Source organism: Streptomyces sp. NBC_00433, from assembly GCA_036015235.1.
GTDB lineage: Bacteria > Actinomycetota > Actinomycetes > Streptomycetales > Streptomycetaceae > Actinacidiphila.
The window spans coordinates 476,698-497,587 of the sequence record CP107926.1; the positions used below are offsets into that span (position 1 = coordinate 476,698).

Genomic DNA, 20,890 nt, shown 5'->3' on the forward strand with positions numbered 1-20,890 from the left:
GGAGGTCGCCTTCTGTCGTCGGTCAGCGCAGGCCGGGGATGAACTGGATGACCAGGTCGATGACTTTGATGCCGGCGAAGGGCAGCACCAGTCCCCCGAGGCCGTACACCCAGATGTTGCGGTTCAGCAGTGCGGCCGCCGACGAGGGCCGGTAGCGCACCCCGCGCAGCGCCAGCGGGATCAGCGCGATGATGATCAGCGCGTTGAAGATGATCGCGGAGGAGATCGCCGACGTCGGGCTGTGCAGCTTCATGATGTTGAGCTTGTCCAGGCCCGGATGGACGACGGCGAACATGGCGGGGATGATCGCGAAGTATTTCGCGACGTCGTTGGCGATCGAGAAGGTCGTCAGCGCGCCCCGGGTGATGAGCAGCTGCTTGCCGATCTCGACGATCTCGATCAGCTTGGTGGGGTTGGAGTCCAGGTCCACCATGTTCCCGGCCTCTTTCGCGGCCGAGGTGCCGGTGTTCATGGCCACGCCGACGTCCGCCTGGGCCAGCGCGGGCGCGTCGTTCGTACCGTCGCCGGTCATCGCGACCAGCTTGCCGCCGGCCTGCTCCCGCTTGATCAGCGCCATCTTGTCCTCGGGGGTGGCCTCGGCGAGGAAGTCGTCCACGCCCGCCTCCTCCGCGATGGCCCTGGCGGTCATGGGGTTGTCGCCGGTGATCATCACCGTGCGGATGCCCATCCGGCGCAGCTCGTCGAAGCGCTCGCGCATCCCGGCCTTGACGACGTCCTTCAGATTGATCACGCCGAGGACGGTGGCCGTCACCTCGCCGTCGCGCCGGACGACCTCGCCCACCACCAGCGGGGTGCCGCCGCTGGCCGCGATGGAGTCGACCATGGGGCCGGCGTCCAGGGTGGGGTGGCCGCCGTTGTCGCGGATCCACTGCATGACGGCGGTCGCGGCGCCCTTGCGGAGGCTGCGGTGGTCGCCGTCCTCGACCAGGTCGACACCGCTCATCCGGGTCTGCGCGGTGAAGGGCACGAATTCGGCGTGCCCGCCCAGCTCCCGACCCCGCAGGCCGTGTTTCTCCTTGGCCAGCACCACGATGGAGCGGCCCTCGGGGGTCTCGTCGGACAGCGACGAGAGCTGTGCGGCGTCGGCGAGCTCCTCGATCCTGATCCCGCTCACCGGCAGGAATTCCGCCGCCTGGCGGTTGCCCAGGGTGATGGTGCCGGTCTTGTCCAGCAGCAATGTGTTGACGTCGCCCGCGGCCTCGACCGCGCGCCCGCTCATCGCCAGGACGTTGCGCTGCACCAGCCGGTCCATGCCCGCGATGCCGATGGCGGACAGCAGCGCGCCGATCGTGGTGGGGATCAGCGCGACCACCAGGGCGACCAGGACGACGAGCGACTGCTCGGCCCCGGCGAAGATCGCGAACGGCTGGAGGGTGACCACCGCGAGCAGGAAGACCACGGTCAGCGAGGCGAGCAGGATGTTCAGCGCGATCTCGTTGGGCGTCTTCTGCCGGGCCGCCCCTTCGACCAGGGCGATCATGCGGTCGATGAAGGTTTCGCCCGGCTTGGACGTGATCTTGACGACGATCCGGTCCGAGAGGACCTTCGTGCCGCCGGTGACCGCGGAGCGGTCGCCGCCGGACTCGCGGATGACGGGCGCGGACTCGCCGGTGATCGCCGACTCGTCCACCGACGCCACACCTTCGACCACGTCACCGTCGCCGGGGATGGTCTGGCCGGCCTCGACCACCACGTGGTCGCCCAGTTTCAGGGTGGCGGCGGCTGCTTCCTCCTCCTGCACGTCCTCGGCGCCCGGCCGCCATCCGGTCAGGCGGCGCGCGGACGTCTCCGTCTTCGTCTTGCGCAGCGTCTCGGCCTGCGCCTTGCCACGCCCCTCGGCGACGGCCTCGGCCAAGTTGGCGAAGACCACCGTCAGCCACAGCCACACCGTGATCACCCAGGAGAAGACGCTGGGGTCCTTGATGGCCGAGGCCGTGGTCAGCGCGGCGCCGACCTCGACCACGAACATCACCGGGTTCTTGACCATGACCCGCGGGTCGATCTTCCGGACGGCGTCCGGCAGGGAGGTGAGCAGCTGCTTCGGGTCCAGCAGCCCGCCCGACACCCGGTGCGCCTGCGGTTGCGCGGTCGGCCCGCCCCCGGGGGACGACGGGGACGGCTCGGTGGGGAGGGACATCAGTGCAGGCCTTCCGCGAGCGGACCCAGCGCGAGCGCGGGGAAATAGGTGAGGCCGACGACGATCACGACCACGCCGGCCAACAGGCCGACGAACTGCGGCCGGTGGGTGGGCAGCGTCCCCGCGGTGACCGGGACCGGCTGCTGTCCGGCCAGCGAACCCGCCAGTGCCAGCACGAAGATCATCGGCAGGAAGCGGCCGAAGAGCATCGCCAGGCCGAGGGCCGTGTTCCACCAGTCCGAGGTCACTGTCAGACCGGCGAAGGCGGAGCCGTTGTTGTTGGCCGCGGAGGTGAAGGCGTAGAGGACCTCGGAGAAGCCGTGCGGCCCGGAGTTGAGCATCGAGGCCCGCTCGCCTTTGAACGACATCGCGGTGCCCGTGCCGATGAGGACGACCGCGGGGGTGGCCAGGATGTAGAGGGAGGCGAACTTCATCTCCCGCGCGCCCAGCTTCTTGCCCAGGTATTCCGGGGTGCGGCCGACCATCAGACCGGCCACGAAGACCGCGATGATCGCCAGGATCAAGATGCCGTAGAGACCCGAGCCCGTACCACCGGGGGCGATCTCGCCGAGCATCATGTTGAAGATCGTCATCCCGCCGCCGCCGGGCGAGAACGAGTCGTGGAAGGAGTTCACCGCACCGGTGGAGGTCAGTGTCGTGGAGGCGGCGAAGAGGGCCGAGGCCCAGATGCCGAACCGCTGCTCCTTGCCCTCCAGCATCCCGCCCGCCGCGTGGCCCGCGGTGCTGCTCACGCTGTGCAGCTCGTTGACGGTGATCAGCGTGACCGAGGCCGCCCAGATCAGGCCCATCACGGCCAGGATCGCGTAGCCCTGCCGGTGGTCGCCGACCATCTTGCCGAAGGTCCGCGGCAGGGAGAACGAGATCGCCAGCAGGAGGTAGATCTCCAGGATGCTGGTGAAGCCGTTGGGGTTCTCGAAGGGGTGGGCGGAGTTGGCGTTGTAGAAGCCGCCGCCGTTGGTGCCCAGCTCCTTGATGGCCTCCTGCGAGGCCACCGGGCCGCCGGTCAGCGACTGCTTGTCGCCGATCAGGGTGCCGATCTCGTGGATGCCGTGGAAGTTCTGGATCGCACCGGCCGCGACGAGCACGATCGCGAAGACGAAAGCCACCGGCAGCAGCAGCCGCACCACGATCCGGGTCAGGTCGACCCAGAAGTTGCCCACCCGGTCGGTGCGCTTGCGCGTGAACCCGCGGATCAGCGCGGCGACCACCGCGATACCCACCGCGGCCGACACGAAGTTCTGCACCGCGAGCCCGGCCATCTGGACCAGATGGCCCATCGTGACCTCACCGCTGTACGACTGCCAGTTGGTGTTCGTCACGAACGAAGCGGCGGTGTTGAAGGCCGTGCCCGGCGGCACCGCCTTCATCCCGATGGCGAGCAGGAAGTGGTTCTGCAACCGCTGGAAGCCGTAGAGGAAGAGGACGGAGACGGCCGAGAAGGCCAGCACGCTGCGCAGGTAGACGGGCCAGCGCTGGTCGGCGTTCGCGTCCACCCCGCCGAGCCGGTAGAGGACCTTCTCCACCGCCAGGTGCCTGCCGGTGGTGAGGATACGGGCGATGTAGTCGCCCAGCGGACGGTAGGTCAGCGCCAGCGCCGCGACCAGGACGAGGATCTGGAGCCAGCCCGCGAGAGTGTCGTCCATCTAGAACTTCTCCGGGAAGATCAGGGCCAGCACGAGGTAGACGAGCAGCAGGCAGGCCACCACGAGGCCCGCGATGTTCTCCCCGGTCACAGCCGCTCCACCCCCTTGACGACCAGGGTGATGACGGCGAAGACGGCGACGATGATCGCGAGGAATGCGATATCTGGCATGCGCGGGTCACCCCGGAGGTCGTGGGGAAGGAAGCGGCGAGGCGGCACCGGCACTTCCCGGCACGCGCCGTCATCCAACCTGCCGCATCGACCCCGCTCAGCCGCGTTAGCGCACCCCTGACGCCGCCGAACGGCCTATTGACGTCATCTTGACGCCGATCGCTTCCCCGACCCGCGCCGCGCACCCGGCGGGGCCGCTTCCCGGTGATCCCGTGCGCGGTGTCGACGGGGCGTCAACAGGCCGTCGAGCCATGCCAGTAGGCGGCCCCCACGCCGTCGGCCTCGTCGCCCGCACCGTCTGAGCCCCGGCCGTCAGGCGGCGCGTTCGCGGAGGGGGCGGCGGCGCAGGGCCGCGTCGAGCAGGGCAGGGGGCGCGTAGTCCTGGTCGAGGGAGCCGACCTCGGTGCCGGGCGGGACGATCTCGTCGATCCGGTCGAGGACGTCGTCGCCGAGGACGACGTCGAGGCCGTCGAGGAGGTCGTCGAGGTGGCTCATCGTGCGGGGTCCGATGAGCGCGCTGGTCACGCCGGGGTGCGCGATGGTGAACGCCATGGCGAGGTGGGTCATCGGCATGCCCGCCTCGGCGGCGACGGGGATGAGCTGTTCGACGGCGTCGATGCGGCGCTCGTCGCTGACGTGCGTCAGGAAGCGGGCCCGGCGCAGGTCGTTCTGCTGGTTCCTGCGGACCCGGCCGGTCAGGAGTCCCTGGGCGAACGGGCCCCAGACGAGGGTGCCCATGCCGTAGCGCTGCGTGACGGGCAGGACTTCGCGCTCGATGCGGCGGTTGAGGAGGGAGTAGGGCGGCTGCTCGGTGCGGAAGCGCTCCAGGCCGCGCCGCTCGGCCGCCCACTGCGCTTCGACGATGTCGGACGCCGGGGCCGTCGAGGTACCGATGGCGCGGACCTTCCCGCTGCGGACCAGGTCCGTCAGGGCGGAGAGGGTCTCCTCGACGTCGGTGGTCGGGTCGGGCCGGTGGATCTGGTAAAGGTCGATGTGGTCGGTCCGCAGGCGGCGCAGGGAGTCCTCGACGGCCCTGGTGATCCAGCGGCGGGAGGCGCCCTGCCGGTTGGGGTCGTCGCCCGTCGGGCGGCCCACCTTGGTGGCCAGCACGACATTGTCGCGGCGCCCCTGGAGCGCCTTGCCGACGATCTCCTCGGAGTCGCCGTAGGCGTCGGCGGTGTCGACGAGGTTGATGCCCGCGTCGAGCGCCTTGTGGATGATGCGGATCGAGTCCTCCTGGCGGGGATTGCCGATGGACGTGGCGAACATCAGCGTGCCCAGCGCATAAGGACTGACCTTGATGCCGGTGCGGCCGAGCGTGCGGTACTGCATGTCTGCCTCCTGCGGAGTGGGCCGCACCCCGGCGGATGCCCTACGCTCGGGAGCGAAACGGAAAAGCTTTCCGCTTGATTCGACTATACGGAAAGCCTTTCCGGTTATGCAACCGGAGGAGGGGACCCGTGTCCGAGAAGGCGGCACCACCCGCGGGCGGCGCGCCGCGCCCGCTGCGCGCCGACGCCCGGCGCAATATCACGGCGCTGCTCGACGCCGCGAAGCAGGTCTTCGACACCTCGGGGGTAGACGCGCCCGCCAAGGAGATCACCGACCTGGCCGGCGTGGGGGTGGGGACGCTCTACCGCCACTTCCCCCAGCGCTCCGACCTCGTCAAGGCCGTGGTGCAGAGCAACATCGACGCCTGCGCCGCCGCCGGACCCCGGCTCGGCGCCGCGCACGAGCCTGCCGAGGCGCTGGCGGCTTGGCTCCGGCAGTACACCGAACTCCTGGGCACCAAGCGCGGACTCGCCTCGGCGCTGCACTCGGGCGATCCGGCCTACGAGGCCCTGCCCGGCTACTTCCTGGACAGGCTCACCCCCGCCCTCACCGCGCTGCTCGACGCCGCGGCGGCGAGCGGCGCGGTCCGCGACGACGTCGGCGCCCGCGACCTGCTCTTCGCCATCGCCCATCTGTGCCTGCCCGTCCCCGGCGAGGACGCCGGCCACAGCCGGCGCATGGTGGGCGTCCTGATCGACGGCCTGCGCAGGAGCCCCCGGCAGCAGTCCTGACCGCGGCGCCCGCGGGCGGCCGGGAACGCCGTGAGGGCACCGCCGGTGTCCCGGCGGTGCCCTCACGGCGGACGGCGGTCAGTGCCTGGCGCGGGAGGTGAGCAGGGAGTCGCGGATCTCGCCGGCGCGGATGGCGGTGGTGGACAGCAGCGTCGAGGTCAGCCCATGGGTGTGCTCGGTGCCGCCCTGGAGGTAGATGCCGGCGCTCACGTCGGGGGTGAGCGCCACGCGGTGGTCGCGGCCGACCCGCAGGGCGTCGCCGTCGTCGCGCAGGCAGAGCTTGTCCGACTCGCCGAGCAGCTTCCCGATGTCGCGCGGGCGGTAGCCGGTGGCGTAACGGTGGCAGTCGTGGAGCGAGCAGGTGCCCCGCGTACAGCAGGACCGGTGTGCCGAGCAGCACCGTCAGGCCGAGGGGCACGGAGACCGCCAGCAGGACCACCGCGCTCACCGCGATGCCGGCGCAGGAGGCGATCCCGATGGTCAGGGCCAGATTGACGGCGCCGACCCGCTTGGCGTCCTCGGTGGCGATGTTCGCCAGTTCACCGGGCAGCCGGCCGGCCTCCGCCCCGCCCCGGGGGTCGAGCACGCGCCAGACGACGTCCATCCGCAGCCGGTGCGCCGCCTGTGCCAGCACGCCGCGTGCCCCGCTGCTCCCCACCCGGCGGCCCCTTCCCGAACCAGTCTCTCCAACTTAGGTAAGGCTAGCCTAAGTAAGGGTTACCTGGTCAAGCGGGCCGCGCTCCCCACCCGCCCCGCGACTCCCCCGCGTCCCACCGCGGGGCGTCAGGACGGGGCCTTCACACGTACCGCACAAGCCACCTTCGAGATTTCATCCGGCGATCGCGCCGCAGTTGCCGGGCGCTGCGAGATTTCACCCCATGGACACACCTCACATGGGTATAGACGCCAAGCTCGCGGCGGGGATGAGCATGGCGGAGCAGCACGAGTACCTGCGCTCCAAGGTGACCCGCCGACGGGTGGTGCTCGGCGGGATGGCCACCGCGGGCACGGTCGCCGCCTCCGGGCTGCTGGGCGGGGTCGCGCAGGCGCAGAGCCCCTCGCCTGCGCTGCTCACCCGGCCGGCCACCGGCCACCACGTGGACGGCGCGCTGGTCGCGCCGTTCGGGCGGCACCTCCAGTTCGGAGCCGACCCGAAGTCGCAGTTCACCGTCTCCTGGCAGGTGCCGCTCGCGGTCCGCCGGCCCTTCGTGCGGATCGGCCTGGCGCCCTGGTCGCTCAGCCACAAGATCGACGCCGAGGTCCGGGACCTGCACACCCCGCAGCTGCTGAACAGCAAGCTGCCCGCGGTCGACCAGTATTACCTGCACGTGCGCCTCGACGGCCTGCGCGCGGGCACCACTTACTACTACGGCGTCGGCCACGAGGGCTTCGACCCGGCGACCACCGCGGCCTTCGGGACGATCGGCTCCTTCACCACCGCGCCGGCGCACAGCGAGCCCTTCACCTTCACCGCTTTCGGCGACCAGGGCGTCAGCTACCACGCCCTGGCCAACGACTCCCTGATCCTGGCCCGGAACCCGGCCTTCCACCTGCACGCGGGCGACATCTGCTACGCCGACCCCGACGGGTCCGGCGGGCAGAGCGACGCGGCGGACTACGACGCGCGCACCTGGGACTCCTTCCTGGCGCAGACCGAGTCGGTCTCCGCCCGCGTGCCGTGGATGGTCACCACCGGCAACCACGACATGGAGGCCTGGTACTCGCCCAACGGCTACGGCGGCCAGGAGGCCCGCTGGACGCTGCCGGGCAACGGCCACGACCCGAAGAACCAGCCGGGCGCGTACTCCTTCGTCTACGGCAACACCGCGGTGGTCGCGCTCGACGCGAACGACGTCTCGTACGAGATCCCCGCCAACTACGGGATCACCGGCGGCAAGCAGACCGCGTGGCTGGACCGCACCCTGGCCGGCTACCGCGGCCGCCACGACATCGACTTCCTGGTGGTCTTCTTCCACCACTGCGCCTACTCCACCACCAACTCGCACGCCTCCGACGGCGGTGTGCAGGCGGAGTGGGTGCCGATCTTCGACAAGCACCAGGTCGACCTGGTGATCAACGGCCACAACCACGTCTACGAGCGGACCGACGCGATCCGCAAGGGCGCGGTGTCGCACGCGGTGCCGATCGGGGAGACCACCCGTCCGGCCACCGACGGCACGGTCTACATCACCGCGGGCGGCGCCGGGCGCAGCCTGTACGACTTCCCGGCCCCCGACACGTTCGAGGGCAGCGAGCACCCGGTGGACGCGGTGACGACCTGGCACTCCGCCAAGGGCGGCGCCCACGTGGTGGACACGGTCCACTGGTCGCGGGTCCGCTACACCGGCTACTCGTTCGTCTCCGTCGACGTCCAGCCCGGCCGCCCGGGACGCGAGTCGACCCTGACGGTCTCCGCGATCGCCGAGACCGGCAAGCGCATCGACCACTTCACGGTCGCGCGCCGCGCCAGGTGAGTCCCGGGTCGGCGGCCGCGGTTGCGCCGTGGCCGCCGACCCGGACCGCTGCGGGCGCGCGGTCAGCCGGCCGGCTGGAAGGTCCAGAGCAGGTTGGGGCTGTCCTGCCACGCCCACTGCTTGCACACCGAACCGGAGGGGACCGATCCGCCGCCGTCGAGTACGAGGCCGGTGGCGCGGTTGGCGATCGAGTAGCGGCCCGTGCCCCGGTCGGTGATCTGCCACTGCTGGTTGGGGCCGCCGGTCCAGGCGGACTGGCGGGCCGGGTCGCCGGGGGTGGTGGTGCCGCCGCCGTCCGCCGCCATCCCGTTGGCGCGGTTGACCAGCCGGTGGTAGCCGGTGCCCAGGTCGATCACCTGCCACTGGAGGTTGGGGCTGTCGACGGGCGTCCACTGCTTGATGTTCGCGCCGGCGGCGACATTGCCGCCGCTGTCCAGGGCCAGCCCGTCCGTGACGTTGACCAGCCGGAAGTACGCGGCCGGGTTGAAGGCCACCTTCAGCGAGACGATCGCGTCGTTGTTGCCGGTCTGCCGCAGGTCGGGGGCGTCCGCGGTGAAAGTCCACGCCGTGCCGGTGAAGTTGTCGCCGGAATAGCCCGTGACCTGGTAACCGCTGGGCACCCGTAGCGAGGAGATGAGGGCCGGCCCGGTGCCCGCGGCGGTCAGCTGGGCGGCGGTGTAGCCGCCCAGCGCAAGGACGGCGTGGCCGCCCGCGTAACCGGTGTCCTGGAAGACCGTCGTGCTCGATGTGGTGGCGGGCACTCCGGTGACCGCGACGCACACCACGGAGTCACCGGCGTTGGGCGCCGTCGTCGGCACGGTGACGGTGATCTGCCCGCCGCTGACCGTGTACGGCAGCGACGCCGACGGGTTGTTCATCAGGTAGACGCGGCTGACGGTGTTGGTGAGCGCCGGGATCTGCAGCCTGCCGTCGGCCGGCCAGCTGAAGACGTGCGCGAAGAGCGTGCCGTCCTTCTTCGTGACCCTGCCCCAGGAGGGATCGGTGGCGTAGGGGCTGGCGGTGGTCCCGTGGACGCTGTCCCCGTACGTCGCCATCCAGGAGGCGAGTCCCTGGAGGATGGTCACCGAGCCGGGGGTGACGCTGCCGTCGCCCTTGGGGCCGATGTTGAGCAGGTAGTTGCCGTCCCGCGAGACGACGGTGACCAGTTCGCGGACGATGTCCGTGACGGACCGGTAGGAGTTCTCCGACCCCGAGTTGTAGCCCCAGGCGCCGTTCATGGTGGCGCAGGTCTCCCAGGGCCTGGACAGCGGCGCCGAGGGCACGGTCTGCTCCGGGCACATGAAGTCGCCCAGGCCGAGGTTGCGCTTGACCCGCTCGTTGACGACGAGGCCGGGCTTGCGGGCGATCAGCCAGTTGTAGAGGTCGAGGCCGTCGGCGCGCAGCCACCAGTCGTTCAGGGTGGGGCCGGCGGGTTCGCCGAACCAGTCGCCGTCGAACCACAGGACCGCCGGGTCGTAGCGGTCGAGCAATTCCTGGAGTTGGGCCTTCATGTCGGCGATGTAGCTGCTGCGGGCGCTCAGCGAGGACATGGCGGTGAGCCCGCCTCGGTCGGTCTGCGAGGGGTGGTTCCAGTCCAGGATCGAGTAGTAGAGCCCGAACTTGACGCCCCGCGCCTCGCATTCGGTCTTGAGCGAGGCCAGCAGGTCGCCCTGGTAGGCGGTGTAGTCGTGCAGGTTGTACGACTTGGCGCCGGTGGTGTCGGTGAAGCCGGAGACGTTGGAGTCCCACATGGCGAAGCCCTCGTGGTGCTTGGCGGTGATCACGAGGTATTTCATGCCGGCGTTCGCGGCCAGTGAGGCGATGGTGGCGGCGTTGAAGGACGTCGGGTTGAAGTCCGCGGACACCTGGCTCTGGTAGTTCGCCTTGGTCCAGTTCTCGTTGGTGAAGGCCCACTCGCCGTGGCCGAGGTAGGAGTAGGACCCGAAGTGGATGAACATGCCGAACCGGGCCTGGTACCACCAGTCCATCTTCGCGGGGACGGTGTAGGCCTCGGCGGGGGCGGCCCCCAGGAACTGCGGCAGCCCGAAGGCCACGGTGCCGCCGGCCAGTGCGGCGGCTTTGATGAGGGACCGTCGGCTCAAGGGGGCAGCGGACACGGGGCGACTCCTGCGGTGTGGGGGGTGGGCGGGACGGTGGGGGGCCCGGCCCGTGAGCGCCGTGGACGCGCTGGGGCCCGGACTCGACAGTCAAGCGCGTACATCGGATGAATTTATAGAGGAGGGCGCGAACGGTGTCCATAGCCGCGGCAAGGATGCGAGGTATTCCGGGTGCCCGCGGGGCGTGCTCCGATCTTTGCTCGACTTAGAGATCGGGTCTCTCGTGGGGTTTCGACGGGCGGACCGCTCCTGCGGGGCGCGCGTGGCGCCAGGTCGCGGGCGGGTCGGGGTCGCGGCGCGGTGAGCTCCCGGCTGGCAGAGCCCGCCCTCTCGGGTGACGGTGGGCAGGGGGACTGATTCGCGGCCGGCGTGCCGCCCAGGGCGGCACGCGCTCATCGGCCGCACCGGCTTCCTGGAAGGAACGGTCATGGCGAACTGGCACGGCGGGGATCTGGAGAAGATCGGCACGGCGCAGGAGCTGACCCTGCGGTCGGAACGGACGGACGGCACCCTGCGCGATCCGGTGACGATGTGGGTGGTCCGCACCGGCGACGACCTCTACGTCCGCTCGGTCAAAGGGACCGAAGGCCCGTGGTACCGCGGCACGCAGTCGCACCACCAGGGCCGCGTCGAAGCGGGCGGCGTACGCCAGGACGTCGCCTTCCGCGAGGCCGAGCCCGGCGAGTACGCCGACGTCGACGCCGCCTACCGCGAGAAGTACGGGCGCTTCACCGACATCGTCGAGAACGTCCTGACCGGCCCCGCCCGTACGTCCACGCTCCGGCTGGAACCGCGCTGAACGGCCCCCGGGCACGCGCGCGTCGCGAGCCCTGGCCGGTGTCCCGGCTTCGGGTCCGCGCCCAGGACGGCGCCGCCCGGCTTGGGGCCGGCCGCCGCCGGGCGTTACGCCGCCGCTGCCGTCAGCGGCTGAGGCGCTCGACGGCAGCGGCGGCGGCGCTTCGCGCCTGCTCGGCCCGGTCCACCGCGCCCTCGGCCGTCCGCCGGGCGGCCTCGGCGTCCTGAGTACGCGTCTCGGCCTCGGCGTGGGCCTCGCGGGCCTGCCGCAACCGGTCCTCGGCTTCGGCGACGGCCTGGCGCGCCTGCTGCCCGCGTTCTTTCGCCTCGGCCGATGCCGCGTCGGCGGAAGCGGCGTCCCTGCGGGCCTCCCGCAGGGCGGTTTCGGCGGCCTCCGCCGCTTTGCGGGCCTCGGCAAGCCGGCGCTGCCGTTCGCGGCGCCGCTCGGCGAGTTCGTCGCGGCGGTCCGCGCGGGGCCGCTCCCGCTCGGGTGGCGCGGCCCCAGGGGGCGCGCTCGGCGCGGTGGCAGGAGTCAGGCCGGTGGGCGGGGTGAGGGCGCCGCTCAGGCGGCCGCGCGCCCACTGCCGGGCCGATTCGGGGTCGGCGGTGGCGGCACGCAGCGTGGCCTCGACCTCCCGCTGGACGGCGTCGCTCAGCCGGTGGCCGGCCTCCTGGGCCAGTCCTGCCGCCTGCCCGGCCAGCTCGGAGATGATCCGCCACTGCCGGGCGTTGAGCTCGCGCATCTGCGAGCTGTCCATCTCGTGGTGGGCGCGGCGCAGCGCCTCACCCAGCTGGAGGAACTGCCGTGCTTCCTCGGGCCGCCGGCGGACCAGCAGATTGCAGGCCCAGGCCGACAGGCTCGGTTTGCGCAGGCCGCGGATCGCGCGGGCGGTGTCCCGGTCCCCGGCGGCCTTCGCGGCGGCGGCCCGCTCGTCACGGCGTGCGGTGAATTCGCCGGGGGCGCCGGTGTAGAGGTCCTCGCAGACCGCTTCCAGGTCCGGACCCGCACCGGACCGGCCCGCGCCCCGCCCCGCGGACTTGCTACGTGCGGGCATGTCCGCCTCCGGCGGCTCGGCGTCCGTTCGGGCAGCCGCTCAGGCGTCCCGTCAGGTGGGCAGTTCCGTGCCGGCCTGCTCGCTCGCCATGTAGCGCGCGTACCAGTCCGGCCAGTCCGGGTCCTCCGCGCCGGTGCGGGCCTCGTGCTCGCCGTGCGCCGCCGCGGCCCGGCGCATCGCGCTCGCCAGGTCGTCGGCCGAGGCGAACTCGGTGGTGGTGGCGTCCAACCGGCCGGGGAGCCGGGTGGTGATCTCCTGCAGGATCCAGCCGTTGCCGTCGGGGTCGCTGAACGAAAGGAACGAGCCGTAGCTGTTCCGCCCCGGGTCAGCCCCGGGCACTCGGGCGTCCGTCCCACCGTGGTGGAAGACGCCGGTGGCGTCGTGGAAGACGTCGCTCGGGTCGGCGCCCAGCCGCTTCAGCTCGCCGTGGGCGGCTTCGATGTCGTCCACGACGAGTTGCAGGCCCTCCGCCGAGCCCGGCTCCTGGGTCGTGACCGACGTGCCGAAGATGACCGACGCCGGTGAGCCCGGCGGGGTCAGCTGCACGACCCGGAAGTTCTCGTCCGGGGCGATGTCGGCGTCGAGGCGCCAGCCCAGGGCTGTGTAGAAGTTCTTGGCGCGGTCCACGTCGGACACCGGCACCACGACGACTTCGAGTTTCATGTCCATGGTTCACACCTCCCGCGGTCCTTTCCCACCCTAGGCAGGCCCCGGGCAGGGCGCATGCGGGGCGGCCGCCCGCCCCGCCGCCACCGGGACCGCCTGTCGTGCGAAGTGCCCGCCCCGGTGGGACGCTTGCGGTGTACCCGGGCCGGCCCAGCACGCCGCCCGGCTCGGCAGGATCCGCGCTTACGGCAGCCGGGAGGGCCATGAGCTACGTGACACACCCGCTCCTTTGCGGAGCCGCGGCCGGAGCCGCAGGGACGACCGCGCTGAACATCGTCAGCTACGCCGACATAGCGCTGCGGGGCAGGCCCGCGAGCAGCACGCCCGAGGTGACCCTGCGCAAACTCGCGGCGAAACTGCACGTGAGGATCCCCGGCGAGGGCCAGACCCTGGAGAACCGGGTCGCGGGCCTCGCCCCGTTGACCGGCTTCGCGTCGGGCCTCGCGATGGGAGCGGTGCTTGGCCTGGCAAGGAGCGCCGGCTGGCGCCCGTCCAAGGCCCCCGAATACGCCGTGGCGGCGATCGGGGCGCTGATCGGCACGAACGGGCCGATGACCGTCCTGGGCGTGACCGACCCGCGCACCTGGTCGGCGTCCGACTGGGTCTCCGACATCATCCCCCACCTGGCCTATGCGCTGGTCACGACCGCGGTGCTCGACCGGATGTACGCGGCGGCCTCCGGCTGACAGGTGGCCGACGATGCCGCCTGAGCAGGCGGTGCCGAAACAACGTGGCCGATGCACCCGCCCGTCCGGCGGCGACCCGGGTCACTATGATGAACGCATGTTCGATTCCTTTCCTCCTCCCGCCCGCTCGCGCCACGAGGAGGTCCCCACCGACTGGCCCTTCCTCCTGGCGCGGGCCGACCCGCCGGTGGACGGCGACCTGTGTTCGACCAGAAGGCGCGACGTGGTCGTGGCCACCCGCGACGGCGGCTGGGAGGAGGCCGTGGTGTGGGCCTGGACATGGAATGACAACGGCCGCCCCGTGCGGTGGCGCTGCCAGGTCGAACTCGGCGGCCACATCAGCTGGTACGCCCACGACAGCCGCCTGATCCGTCCGCAGGACGCGGGCCGCTGAGGGCCGGGCTTCGCGCCGTGGCGACGCGTCCCGTCGACCGGCTGCCGCCGGGGCCTGCTCAGCCGTGCTCCCTGCCCGGCAGGGGCGCGCCGTCCAGGAAGGCGCGATAGGCGCGGGCGGCGTCCGGCTCGACCTCGGGCGGGCAGGGGCCGTAGCGGGTGTCGGTCCGGTCCCGCTTCGGGCCGGAGACCCAGAATTCCTCCCGGGTCCCGACGTCGTGGAAGTTCGCGTCGGAGAGCCCCGCGGCCCGGCGCAGGGTCCGGCCGTGGAAGTAGGCGGTGCTCCAGGTCTTCGAGAAGTCCACCCACCCGATCCAGGACGGCCCGCGGTCGGTGTCGTAACCCGTCTTCAGCTGCACGAACATGATCCGTCGAGGCATGCGGCCCACAGTCCCAGGGACTCGCACGGACCGCATCCGCTTTCCCGACAGGCCCTGCCGCTCGGGCGCTTGCGGCCGCCGCGGGCGCGCCGTCACGCGATGTCGTCGGGCGCGAGGTCCGGGCGGAGGCGGTGCCAGGACGGGTGGCGGAGGAGGCCTGCGCGGGTCCAGGTCGTATAGCTGACCTCGCCGACGAGGCGCGGCAGCGCCCACCTGGCGTGCGCGACCCGGGGTGCCGGACGGAACGGGCTGCGGCTGACCTCCGCGACGGCCAGGAGGGCGGCGAGGTCGGTTCTCTCCCGGTCGCTCCACCCTGTGCCGACGTTGCCGATGTACCGCAGGTCCCCGTCCTCGTACCGGCCGAGCAGGAGGGCCCCGGGCAGCCCGGCGAGCCGGCCCTGGCCCGGGAGCCAGCCGCCGACGATCGCGTCCAACGTCCGCACGTTGCGGATCTTGATCCAGGACCGGGACCGCACTCCGGCCTCGTACCGGGATCCGGTCAGCTTGCACACGATGCCCTCCAGACCGGCGGCGCGGGTGCGTTCGAGCGCCTGCGCGCCGTGCCCGACCAGGGCGCCGGGCACCGACCAGGCGGGTCCGTCCAGCCCGAGCGAGACGAGTGCCTCGCGCCGCTCGGTCCACGGGCGCCCGGTCAGGTCCTCGGCGGCCAGGAAGGTGGCGTCGAAGAGCACGAGGTGGGCCGGCACGGCCGGTGCGAGCTGGGCCGCTCTGGCCGGTGATCCTGCGAGCCCCATGCGGGACTGCAGGCGTTCGAAGTCCGGGCGCCCGTTCTCGTCGTACGCGACGATCTCGCCGTCCAGTACGGCAGGGACGCCGCCGAGCGCCTCTCCCAGGCCGCGCAGGTCCGGGTAGGCCGCGGTGATGTCCAGGCCGGCGCGGGACCGCAGCAGGACCGAGCCGTCACCGGGCAGGTAGACGGTGGCGCGCTGGCCGTCGTGCTTGGCCTCCACCGCCCAGCGGTCCTCGACTCCGGGAGCGGGCAGGGACCCGGCGGTGGCGAGCATGGGAGGGATCTCGGGAAGCGCGGCCATGGGCGGACCGTCGCCGCTCCGGCGGGTGGCCACACCTGGCCGACGGGTACTTCCCCCGTTCGGAGCAGGAAGCGGCCGGGACCGGCCGGACCCCGGATTCACTAAGGCAGGTTGATAAAGTAGCCTTAGTATATGAACGGTGACCCGAGCCCCGACGCCGTCGCCGCGGCCCTGCTGACAGGCATCAGCGTGCTGGTGCGGCGGGTGCGCCAAGTGCCCCCCGGCGGCGGTCTGACGATGCCCGAGCGGGCCGCGCTGTCCCTCCTTGACCGCTCGGGACCCACCACCTCCTCCGCTCTGGCCCGCCAGGCGCAGATCACCGCGCAGGCCATGGGGGCGACGCTCGGCACCCTGCGGGACAGCGGCCTGGTCGAGCGCCGCAGGGACCCGGACGACGGCAGGCGCGTGGTCCTGACCGTGACCGACGCAGGGCGGCAGGCGCTGAGGGACAAGCGCAACGCGCGGGCCGAACTCGTCGCACGCGCCCTGACCGGCGGCGCCTTCACCCCGGCCGAGCTGGAGCAGCTCGCGGCGGCCGCACCGCTGCTTGAGCGCCTGGCACAGAGCATCTGACGCCGACGGGCTGCCGATTCCGCCTGCGGGCCTTCACCTTCGCCAACCTGGCGGGCCTGGCCATCTCGATCGGCCGCGGCGGGACGCAGTTCGTGCTGATCATCTGGCTGCCGCTGCACGGCTACGCCTACGGCGACACACCGCTGGGGGCCGGCCAAGGCCCCGGCACCGCGGGAGGCCGCCACCGGTGCCTCCCTCGTACGGCCGGACACGCCGACCGGCGGCTGAGGCCGCCGCACCGCCCGGCCCGGCGGTGCGGCGTACATCCGCAGACATCCGCAGAGACCCACCGGAGGAACACCCGCCATGACACTGCTCGGCCGACTCCTGAACAACCGCAGGGCAGGCGAGACCCACACCGCGTGGCGGCTGCCCAACCTCCAGGGCCCCGAGATGCTGGCCCTGACCAGCCGCAGCTTCGGCGACGGCGGTGCCATACCGCGCGAGCACTGCGCGAGGGCCGTCGGCGGCGCCGACCTTTCACCCCACCTGGCCTGGACGGCGCCGCCGCCCGGCACCGCGCAACTCCTCCTGGTCGTCGAGGACATCGATGTCCCCATGGCCAGGCCCGCCGTGCACTGCCTCGCCCTGGTCGACCCGGCGTCCGGCCACCTCGACCCCGGCGCGCTGAACGCGCGGCAGCCCGCCGCAGGTGTACGCGTGCTCCGTTCCACGATCGGACGCGGCTACCACGGTCCCGCGCCCATCAAGGGCCACGGGCCGCACCGCTACGCCTTCCAGCTCTTCGCCCTCTCGGCCCCCGTCGACAGCTCCCCCGCCGCGCCGGCGGCGGACCGGGCACGGCCGCGCGCCCTGCTGCCCGCCGTCACCGCCGCCGTCCTCGACCGCGGGCGGCTGACCGGCGTCTTCGAACGCTGACGCCGGTCAGGGGTCAGGGCGGCGGGCGGCGTCAGAGGACGTCGTAGGTCAGATGGGTCGCGGTCGACGTCGGGACCACGCGTCGCCGCACCAGCGTGCGCGGGCTCCCGCCGGTGAAGAGCGGTGTCCCCGCGCCCAGCACGACGGGCGCGAGGTGCAGTGTCAGTACGTCGACCAGCCCGGCGTGGAGCGCCGAGCCGACCGTGGCGCCGCCGCCCATGAGGACGACGTCGAGGTCCTTGCCACTGCTGGACGAGGCCGCTTCCGCGCGTTCGCGGGCGGCGGCGACGGCGTCGGGCAGACCGGTGGTGACGAAGGCCCAGTCGAGGTCGGTGAGCCGCACCGACTCCGGCCGATCGCTCGTCACGACGACGAAGGCGGGCTTGCCGACCTCGCGGGCGCCGTAACCGGTCTCGTCGTCCCAGCCGTTCGGCCCGTCGACCACGTCGAAGAGCCGGCGGCCGAGGACGACGGCGCCCGAGCGGGCGGTCGCCTCGCGCAGCACCCGGCGGTCGTCGGGGTCCTCGGAGAAGGCCCAGGTGTGCAGGGCCCCGCCGCCGGTGCCCAGCCCGCTGTCCGGGCCGGCCCCGGGACCGGTGACGAAGCCGTCGAGGGAGACCGAGATGTCAGCGATGATGCGAGTCATGAAGGGCAGACCCGATTCCCGCCCGAAACTCATCGCTCGCCCGGGAGGCGTGCGCGCTCCGGCGCTGTGACCGCATAGGTTCTTCGTGAAGCAGGCCGCGCCTGACGGGCCCTCGGCCCCATCGGCCACCGGCCAGGTGCGGCAGGACGGAGGAATCCGGTGGAGATGCCGGAAGCGGCAAGCGCGCGGGTGGTCACGGGCGAGGAGCCCGGTTCCTTCGCCCGGACTGTCCTCGCGGAGCGGCACCCCGCCCTCATCCGGAAGGTCCGGGACGCCTTCCCCTACCCGCCGGAGCAGCGGCGGGCCCTGGAGGCGCTGCTGGAGGAGACGCAGCACGGGGTGGTCGAAGCGCTGCCGGCCGGCGCCCAGGACGGCGGGCGGTGGGCCGCGTGGGGTGCGCACCACTTCGGCCGGTCGTGGTTCGACGTGCCCTTCCTGTGGGCGGAGAGCTACTTCTACCGCAGGCTCCTGGAAGCCGTCGGCTACTTCGGGCCGGGTCCGTGGCAGGGCGTCGACCCCTTCGCGCCCTTCAAGCGCGCCGAGCTGGACGGCGCGGCCGTGGCGGAGGAGCTGGCGGCGCTCGACGATGTGGCGGCGCTGCCGCCGGAGGCGCGGGACGAGGCGGTGCTCGGCGGCGCGCTGTCGGGCAACCGGGCCGACCTCGGCTTCCGCATCTCCGCCAGTGAGCGGGGTGAGCGGGGCGCACCGGGCGGCCTCCGCGTCGTCGCGGACGACAGCGCCCCCTTCTGGCGGCACCTGGCGCGGTCCGCCGCCGGCACCGCGTACCTGCTCGCCGACAACGCGGGCCGCGAGCTCATCCCCGACCTGATCCTCCTCGACCACCTCCTCCGCACCGGTCGCGCGGAGAGCGCCGTCCTGCACGTCAAGCCGTATCCCTCCTTCGTGTCCGACGCCACGACGTCCGACGTCGTGGACTGCCTGCGCCGCGTCACCGACGCCCCGGGCCGGGCCGGCCGGATCGGCGCCAGGCTGTGGGAGGCCCTCACCGGCGGCCGGTTGAGCGTGCGCGCCCACCCCTTCTCCTGCGCGCCGCTCCCTTACGCCGACATGCCCGCGGATCTGCGCGCCGACCTCTCCCGAGCCGCCGTCACCATCTCCAAGGGCGACCTGAACTACCGGCGCCTGGTGGGCGACAGGCTGTGGCCGGGCACGACCGGCTTCGCGGAGCGCACCGCCCGCTTCCCCGGCCCGCTGCTGGCGCTGCGCACCCTGAAGTCCGACGTCGCCGTCGGGCTCGAAGCGTCGGCGCTCGCCGCCCTGGAGGACAGCGGCGAGGCGTGGCGTACGAGCGGCGCATACGCGGTGGTCCACTTCCGCCCCTGACCGGTTCCGGCGGCCGGGTCGTGGTGGACGCCGGAGGGACAGGGCGGTGACGTGCAAGGTTCACGCGTACGCCATCCAGTGGCGGCAAGGTGGCGCCGCTTGCGCCCCGTACCGGTCGACTCCCGCGCTGCACGGGCCTCCTGGCTCCGGCACGCGGCCACTGTCGAAAGGCAGCCCGCCCTATGACTGGCAGAGTCCCCGCGCCCGAGCACCGCACCCCTGACCGCGCCGGCCGCAGGACCGTGCTCGGCGCTGCCATCGCCGGCGCCGTGGTGCTCGGCGCCGGCGTCATCCCGGTGGTCGCGAGCGCGTCCACGAACACCGCCTTCGCCGCGGGCGACGTCGTGGTCCACCGGGTCGGCGACGGCAGCACGTCCCTGGCTGAGCGACAAGGCCGCACCGGTCCCGGTTGGCCCACCCCTCGTCCGGGGCGGCACCGCCGCTGACGCGGTCCTAGTTCGCGGGCCGGAGCCGGGACGTACGGACGCGTTGCGCGACCAGGGCCAGGGCGCCGAAGGCGATGACGGCGGCGCTGTAGACGACCGCGGTCTTGTGCAGGCCCACGTTCGTGGTGGCGAAGCCGGCGACGACGGCCGGGATGCTGAAGGCGACGTAGGAGATCACGAAGGCGACCGCGAACAGCTCGCCCCGCTCGGCGGGTTCGGCGATACGGGCCAGGGTGCCGAAGCTGGCCAGGCCCGCCGCGCCGAAGCCGACGCCCGCGAGTGCCGTGCCCAGGGCGGCGGCGGTGACCGAGTTCTGCTCGACGCCGGTCAGGCCCACGGCCGTGCCGACCACCAGCAGGGCCGCGCCGAGGGCCAGGGTGCGCTCCGTCGGCCAGCCGCGCAGCGCGAAGGCCGTGATCGAGGCGGGCAGGCAGAGCAGGGTGACGACCAGGCCGCCGATGACGTGGCTGGACAGGCCGAACAGGCCGGCGGCCACCGACGGGCCGAGCGCGAGGTAGAGCCCGCCCAGAGCCCAGCTCGCCACGAGGATCGGCACCAGCGCGATCAGGTCGCCGCGCAGCCGGGGGGCGACGCCGAGGCGGGGCTGCAGCGAGCGCGCGGCGCCCGGCCGCAGCGCGGAGGTCTCAGGCAGCGCGGTGATGGCCAGGCCGGCCAGCACCAGGCCGGCGAGCAGCAGCACGTACACCAGCCGGGTCGGGTGCGGCCCGTACTGCACCAGGAATCCGCAGCCGAGCGCGCCGAGGCCCAGGCCGAAGGTGGGCGCCGCGCCGGTGATGACGCCCGCGCGGTGCGGTGCGTGCGGGGGGTTGAGGTCGACCAGGGTGGCGCCGAGCGTCGTCATGGCCGCGCCCGTGGCGATGCCCTGCACGAAACGGGCCACCAGCAGCAGCGAGACGTCGCCGGCGAGGATGAACAGCAGCATCGCCACCGCTTCGAGGGCGATCGCCGAGACCAGGACGGGACGGCGGCCTATGTGGTCGGACAGCGCCCCGACCACCAGGAGCGAACCGATCATGCCGACGACGTAGACCGCGAAGACGGTCGTCAGCATGGACGCGGAGAAGCTCCATTGGTGCTGGTAGACGACGTAGAGCGGGGACGGCGCGCTGGAGGCGGCCATGAAGAGGACGAAGATCGCCGCGATGGCGGCGAAGGCGGCCCCGCGGCTCAGCCCGCGCCGTCCGGACGCCTTCTCCGCTGCGGCCGGGGACACGGGACTCTTGTCGTGGCGCGTCGGCGCGACAGTCATAAGGATCTCCGAATGCAGTGATCGTTGCGTTAGTGGTGCCTAGGCTAACGCAATGATCA

20 protein-coding genes and 3 pseudogenes are annotated in these 20,890 nt (G+C 72.5%); 9 read left to right on the forward strand and 14 right to left on the reverse strand.

The features are described from left to right. Positions 1-22: 22 nt before the first annotated feature. The 5 genes from kdpB to OG900_01975 all read right to left on the reverse strand — a co-directional run bounded on the left by kdpB (position 23) and on the right by OG900_01975 (position 5,324). Entirely contained in the window at positions 23-2,158 is a 2,136-nt protein-coding gene (gene kdpB / locus OG900_01955; GenBank protein ID WUH89015.1) for a potassium-transporting ATPase subunit KdpB, read from the reverse strand. After that, complete coding sequence (kdpA, locus tag OG900_01960) at positions 2,158-3,822, reverse strand: potassium-transporting ATPase subunit KdpA (GenBank protein WUH89016.1); 1,665 nt, start codon at positions 3,820-3,822, stop codon at positions 2,158-2,160. Before kdpA ends, kdpB begins: the two co-directional genes overlap by 1 nt. After that, positions 3,823-3,912: a K(+)-transporting ATPase subunit F gene (gene kdpF / locus OG900_01965; protein ID WUH89017.1), complete on the reverse strand. Its 90-nt coding sequence runs from the start codon at positions 3,910-3,912 to the stop codon at positions 3,823-3,825. It lies immediately after the preceding gene. Continuing rightward, complete coding sequence (locus tag OG900_01970) at positions 3,909-4,040, reverse strand: hypothetical protein (protein WUH89018.1); 132 nt, start codon at positions 4,038-4,040, stop codon at positions 3,909-3,911. Before OG900_01970 ends, kdpF begins: the two co-directional genes overlap by 4 nt. A gap of 264 nt (positions 4,041-4,304) precedes the next feature. Further along, on the reverse strand, positions 4,305-5,324 hold the full coding sequence (locus OG900_01975) for an aldo/keto reductase (GenBank protein WUH89019.1): 1,020 nt from the start codon (positions 5,322-5,324) through the stop codon (positions 4,305-4,307). A gap of 128 nt (positions 5,325-5,452) precedes the next feature. Here OG900_01975 and OG900_01980 point away from each other — a divergent pair, with 128 nt between their 5' ends. Beyond that, positions 5,453-6,055: a TetR/AcrR family transcriptional regulator gene (locus OG900_01980; protein WUH89020.1), complete on the forward strand. Its 603-nt coding sequence runs from the start codon at positions 5,453-5,455 to the stop codon at positions 6,053-6,055. A gap of 78 nt (positions 6,056-6,133) precedes the next feature. Here the strand turns inward: OG900_01980 and OG900_01985 are convergent. Both OG900_01985 and OG900_01990 read right to left on the reverse strand, forming a co-directional pair. Beyond that, positions 6,134-6,391: pseudogene (locus OG900_01985) on the reverse strand (L-lysine 6-monooxygenase). Positions 6,392-6,407: 16 nt separating this feature from the next. Further along, positions 6,408-6,680 (reverse strand): annotated as a pseudogene (locus OG900_01990) (ABC transporter ATP-binding protein). Between the two features lie 253 nt (positions 6,681-6,933). On the opposite strand from OG900_01990, the gene OG900_01995 reads away from it, so the two are divergent. Continuing rightward, on the forward strand, positions 6,934-8,529 hold the full coding sequence (locus OG900_01995; GenBank protein WUH89021.1) for a metallophosphoesterase family protein: 1,596 nt from the start codon (positions 6,934-6,936) through the stop codon (positions 8,527-8,529). A 62-nt stretch (positions 8,530-8,591) separates the two neighbouring features. On the opposite strand, the gene OG900_02000 is transcribed toward OG900_01995, so the two are convergent. Beyond that, a complete protein-coding gene (locus OG900_02000) occupies positions 8,592-10,646 on the reverse strand; it encodes an alpha-L-fucosidase (protein ID WUH89022.1) in 2,055 nt (684 codons plus the stop codon). A 427-nt stretch (positions 10,647-11,073) separates the two neighbouring features. Between OG900_02000 and OG900_02005 the strand changes: the two genes are divergently transcribed. Beyond that, positions 11,074-11,445, forward strand: a complete 372-nt coding sequence (locus tag OG900_02005) for a DUF2255 family protein (protein ID WUH89023.1) — start codon at positions 11,074-11,076, stop codon at positions 11,443-11,445. 121 nt (positions 11,446-11,566) lie between these two features. On the opposite strand, the gene OG900_02010 is transcribed toward OG900_02005, so the two are convergent. Then, positions 11,567-12,496 (reverse strand): hypothetical protein, encoded by a 930-nt coding sequence (locus OG900_02010; GenBank protein WUH89024.1) that lies wholly within the window; start codon positions 12,494-12,496, stop codon positions 11,567-11,569. A 228-nt stretch (positions 12,497-12,724) separates the two neighbouring features. Next, a pseudogene (locus OG900_02015) lies at positions 12,725-13,165 on the reverse strand (VOC family protein). Between the two features lie 200 nt (positions 13,166-13,365). Between OG900_02015 and OG900_02020 the strand changes: the two are divergent. Together OG900_02020 and OG900_02025 are read left to right on the forward strand one after the other, a co-directional pair. Beyond that, positions 13,366-13,848: a hypothetical protein gene (locus tag OG900_02020; protein ID WUH89025.1), complete on the forward strand. Its 483-nt coding sequence runs from the start codon at positions 13,366-13,368 to the stop codon at positions 13,846-13,848. Positions 13,849-13,945: 97 nt separating this feature from the next. Further along, positions 13,946-14,242 carry a hypothetical protein gene (locus tag OG900_02025; protein WUH89026.1) on the forward strand — a complete coding sequence of 99 codons (297 nt, stop codon included), beginning with the start codon at positions 13,946-13,948 and terminating at the stop codon, positions 14,240-14,242. A 58-nt stretch (positions 14,243-14,300) separates the two neighbouring features. Here OG900_02025 and OG900_02030 read toward each other — a convergent pair whose 3' ends face one another. Both OG900_02030 and OG900_02035 read right to left on the reverse strand, forming a co-directional pair. Further along, a complete protein-coding gene (locus OG900_02030) occupies positions 14,301-14,621 on the reverse strand; it encodes a hypothetical protein (GenBank protein WUH89027.1) in 321 nt (106 codons plus the stop codon). A gap of 92 nt (positions 14,622-14,713) precedes the next feature. Next, positions 14,714-15,673 (reverse strand): ATP-dependent DNA ligase, encoded by a 960-nt coding sequence (locus OG900_02035; protein WUH89028.1) that lies wholly within the window; start codon positions 15,671-15,673, stop codon positions 14,714-14,716. Between the two features lie 132 nt (positions 15,674-15,805). Between OG900_02035 and OG900_02040 the strand changes: the two genes are divergently transcribed. Together OG900_02040 and OG900_02045 are read left to right on the forward strand one after the other, a co-directional pair. Beyond that, complete coding sequence (locus tag OG900_02040; protein WUH89029.1) at positions 15,806-16,246, forward strand: MarR family winged helix-turn-helix transcriptional regulator; 441 nt, start codon at positions 15,806-15,808, stop codon at positions 16,244-16,246. Positions 16,247-16,552: 306 nt separating this feature from the next. Beyond that, entirely contained in the window at positions 16,553-17,125 is a 573-nt protein-coding gene (locus OG900_02045) for a YbhB/YbcL family Raf kinase inhibitor-like protein (protein ID WUH89030.1), read from the forward strand. A gap of 31 nt (positions 17,126-17,156) precedes the next feature. Here the strand turns inward: OG900_02045 and OG900_02050 are convergent, their stop codons facing one another. Continuing rightward, on the reverse strand, positions 17,157-17,771 hold the full coding sequence (locus OG900_02050) for a dihydrofolate reductase family protein (GenBank protein ID WUH89031.1): 615 nt from the start codon (positions 17,769-17,771) through the stop codon (positions 17,157-17,159). Between the two features lie 165 nt (positions 17,772-17,936). Here OG900_02050 and OG900_02055 point away from each other — a divergent pair, with 165 nt between their 5' ends. Then, the gene (locus OG900_02055; GenBank protein WUH89032.1) at positions 17,937-19,115 is read left to right on the forward strand and encodes a damage-control phosphatase ARMT1 family protein; all 1,179 of its coding nucleotides are present in this window, start codon (positions 17,937-17,939) and stop codon (positions 19,113-19,115) included. Between the two features lie 182 nt (positions 19,116-19,297). Continuing rightward, complete coding sequence (locus tag OG900_02060; GenBank protein ID WUH89033.1) at positions 19,298-19,561, forward strand: hypothetical protein; 264 nt, start codon at positions 19,298-19,300, stop codon at positions 19,559-19,561. Between the two features lie 7 nt (positions 19,562-19,568). On the opposite strand, the gene OG900_02065 is transcribed toward OG900_02060, so the two are convergent. Continuing rightward, positions 19,569-20,795, reverse strand: a complete 1,227-nt coding sequence (locus tag OG900_02065; GenBank protein ID WUH89034.1) for an MFS transporter — start codon at positions 20,793-20,795, stop codon at positions 19,569-19,571. Positions 20,796-20,890 lie beyond the last annotated feature (95 nt).

Excerpts from the sequence above, each read along its gene's own strand:
- kdpB (WUH89015.1), bottom strand. The coding sequence starts at position 2,158 with ATGTCCCTCCCCACCGAGCCGTCCCCGTCGTCCCCCGGGGGCGGGCCG.
- kdpA (WUH89016.1), bottom strand. The coding sequence starts at position 3,822 with ATGGACGACACTCTCGCGGGCTGGCTCCAGATCCTCGTCCTGGTCGCG.
- OG900_01975 (WUH89019.1), bottom strand. The coding sequence starts at position 5,324 with ATGCAGTACCGCACGCTCGGCCGCACCGGCATCAAGGTCAGTCCTTAT.
- OG900_01995 (WUH89021.1), top strand. The coding sequence starts at position 6,934 with ATGGACACACCTCACATGGGTATAGACGCCAAGCTCGCGGCGGGGATG.
- OG900_02005 (WUH89023.1), top strand. The coding sequence starts at position 11,074 with ATGGCGAACTGGCACGGCGGGGATCTGGAGAAGATCGGCACGGCGCAG.
- OG900_02010 (WUH89024.1), bottom strand. The coding sequence starts at position 12,496 with ATGCCCGCACGTAGCAAGTCCGCGGGGCGGGGCGCGGGCCGGTCCGGT.
- OG900_02020 (WUH89025.1), top strand. The coding sequence starts at position 13,366 with ATGAGCTACGTGACACACCCGCTCCTTTGCGGAGCCGCGGCCGGAGCC.
- OG900_02025 (WUH89026.1), top strand. The coding sequence starts at position 13,946 with ATGTTCGATTCCTTTCCTCCTCCCGCCCGCTCGCGCCACGAGGAGGTC.
- OG900_02030 (WUH89027.1), bottom strand. The coding sequence starts at position 14,621 with ATGCCTCGACGGATCATGTTCGTGCAGCTGAAGACGGGTTACGACACC.
- OG900_02035 (WUH89028.1), bottom strand. The coding sequence starts at position 15,673 with ATGGCCGCGCTTCCCGAGATCCCTCCCATGCTCGCCACCGCCGGGTCC.
- OG900_02040 (WUH89029.1), top strand. The coding sequence starts at position 15,806 with ATGAACGGTGACCCGAGCCCCGACGCCGTCGCCGCGGCCCTGCTGACA.
- OG900_02045 (WUH89030.1), top strand. The coding sequence starts at position 16,553 with ATGACACTGCTCGGCCGACTCCTGAACAACCGCAGGGCAGGCGAGACC.
- OG900_02050 (WUH89031.1), bottom strand. The coding sequence starts at position 17,771 with ATGACTCGCATCATCGCTGACATCTCGGTCTCCCTCGACGGCTTCGTC.
- OG900_02055 (WUH89032.1), top strand. The coding sequence starts at position 17,937 with ATGCCGGAAGCGGCAAGCGCGCGGGTGGTCACGGGCGAGGAGCCCGGT.
- OG900_02060 (WUH89033.1), top strand. The coding sequence starts at position 19,298 with ATGACTGGCAGAGTCCCCGCGCCCGAGCACCGCACCCCTGACCGCGCC.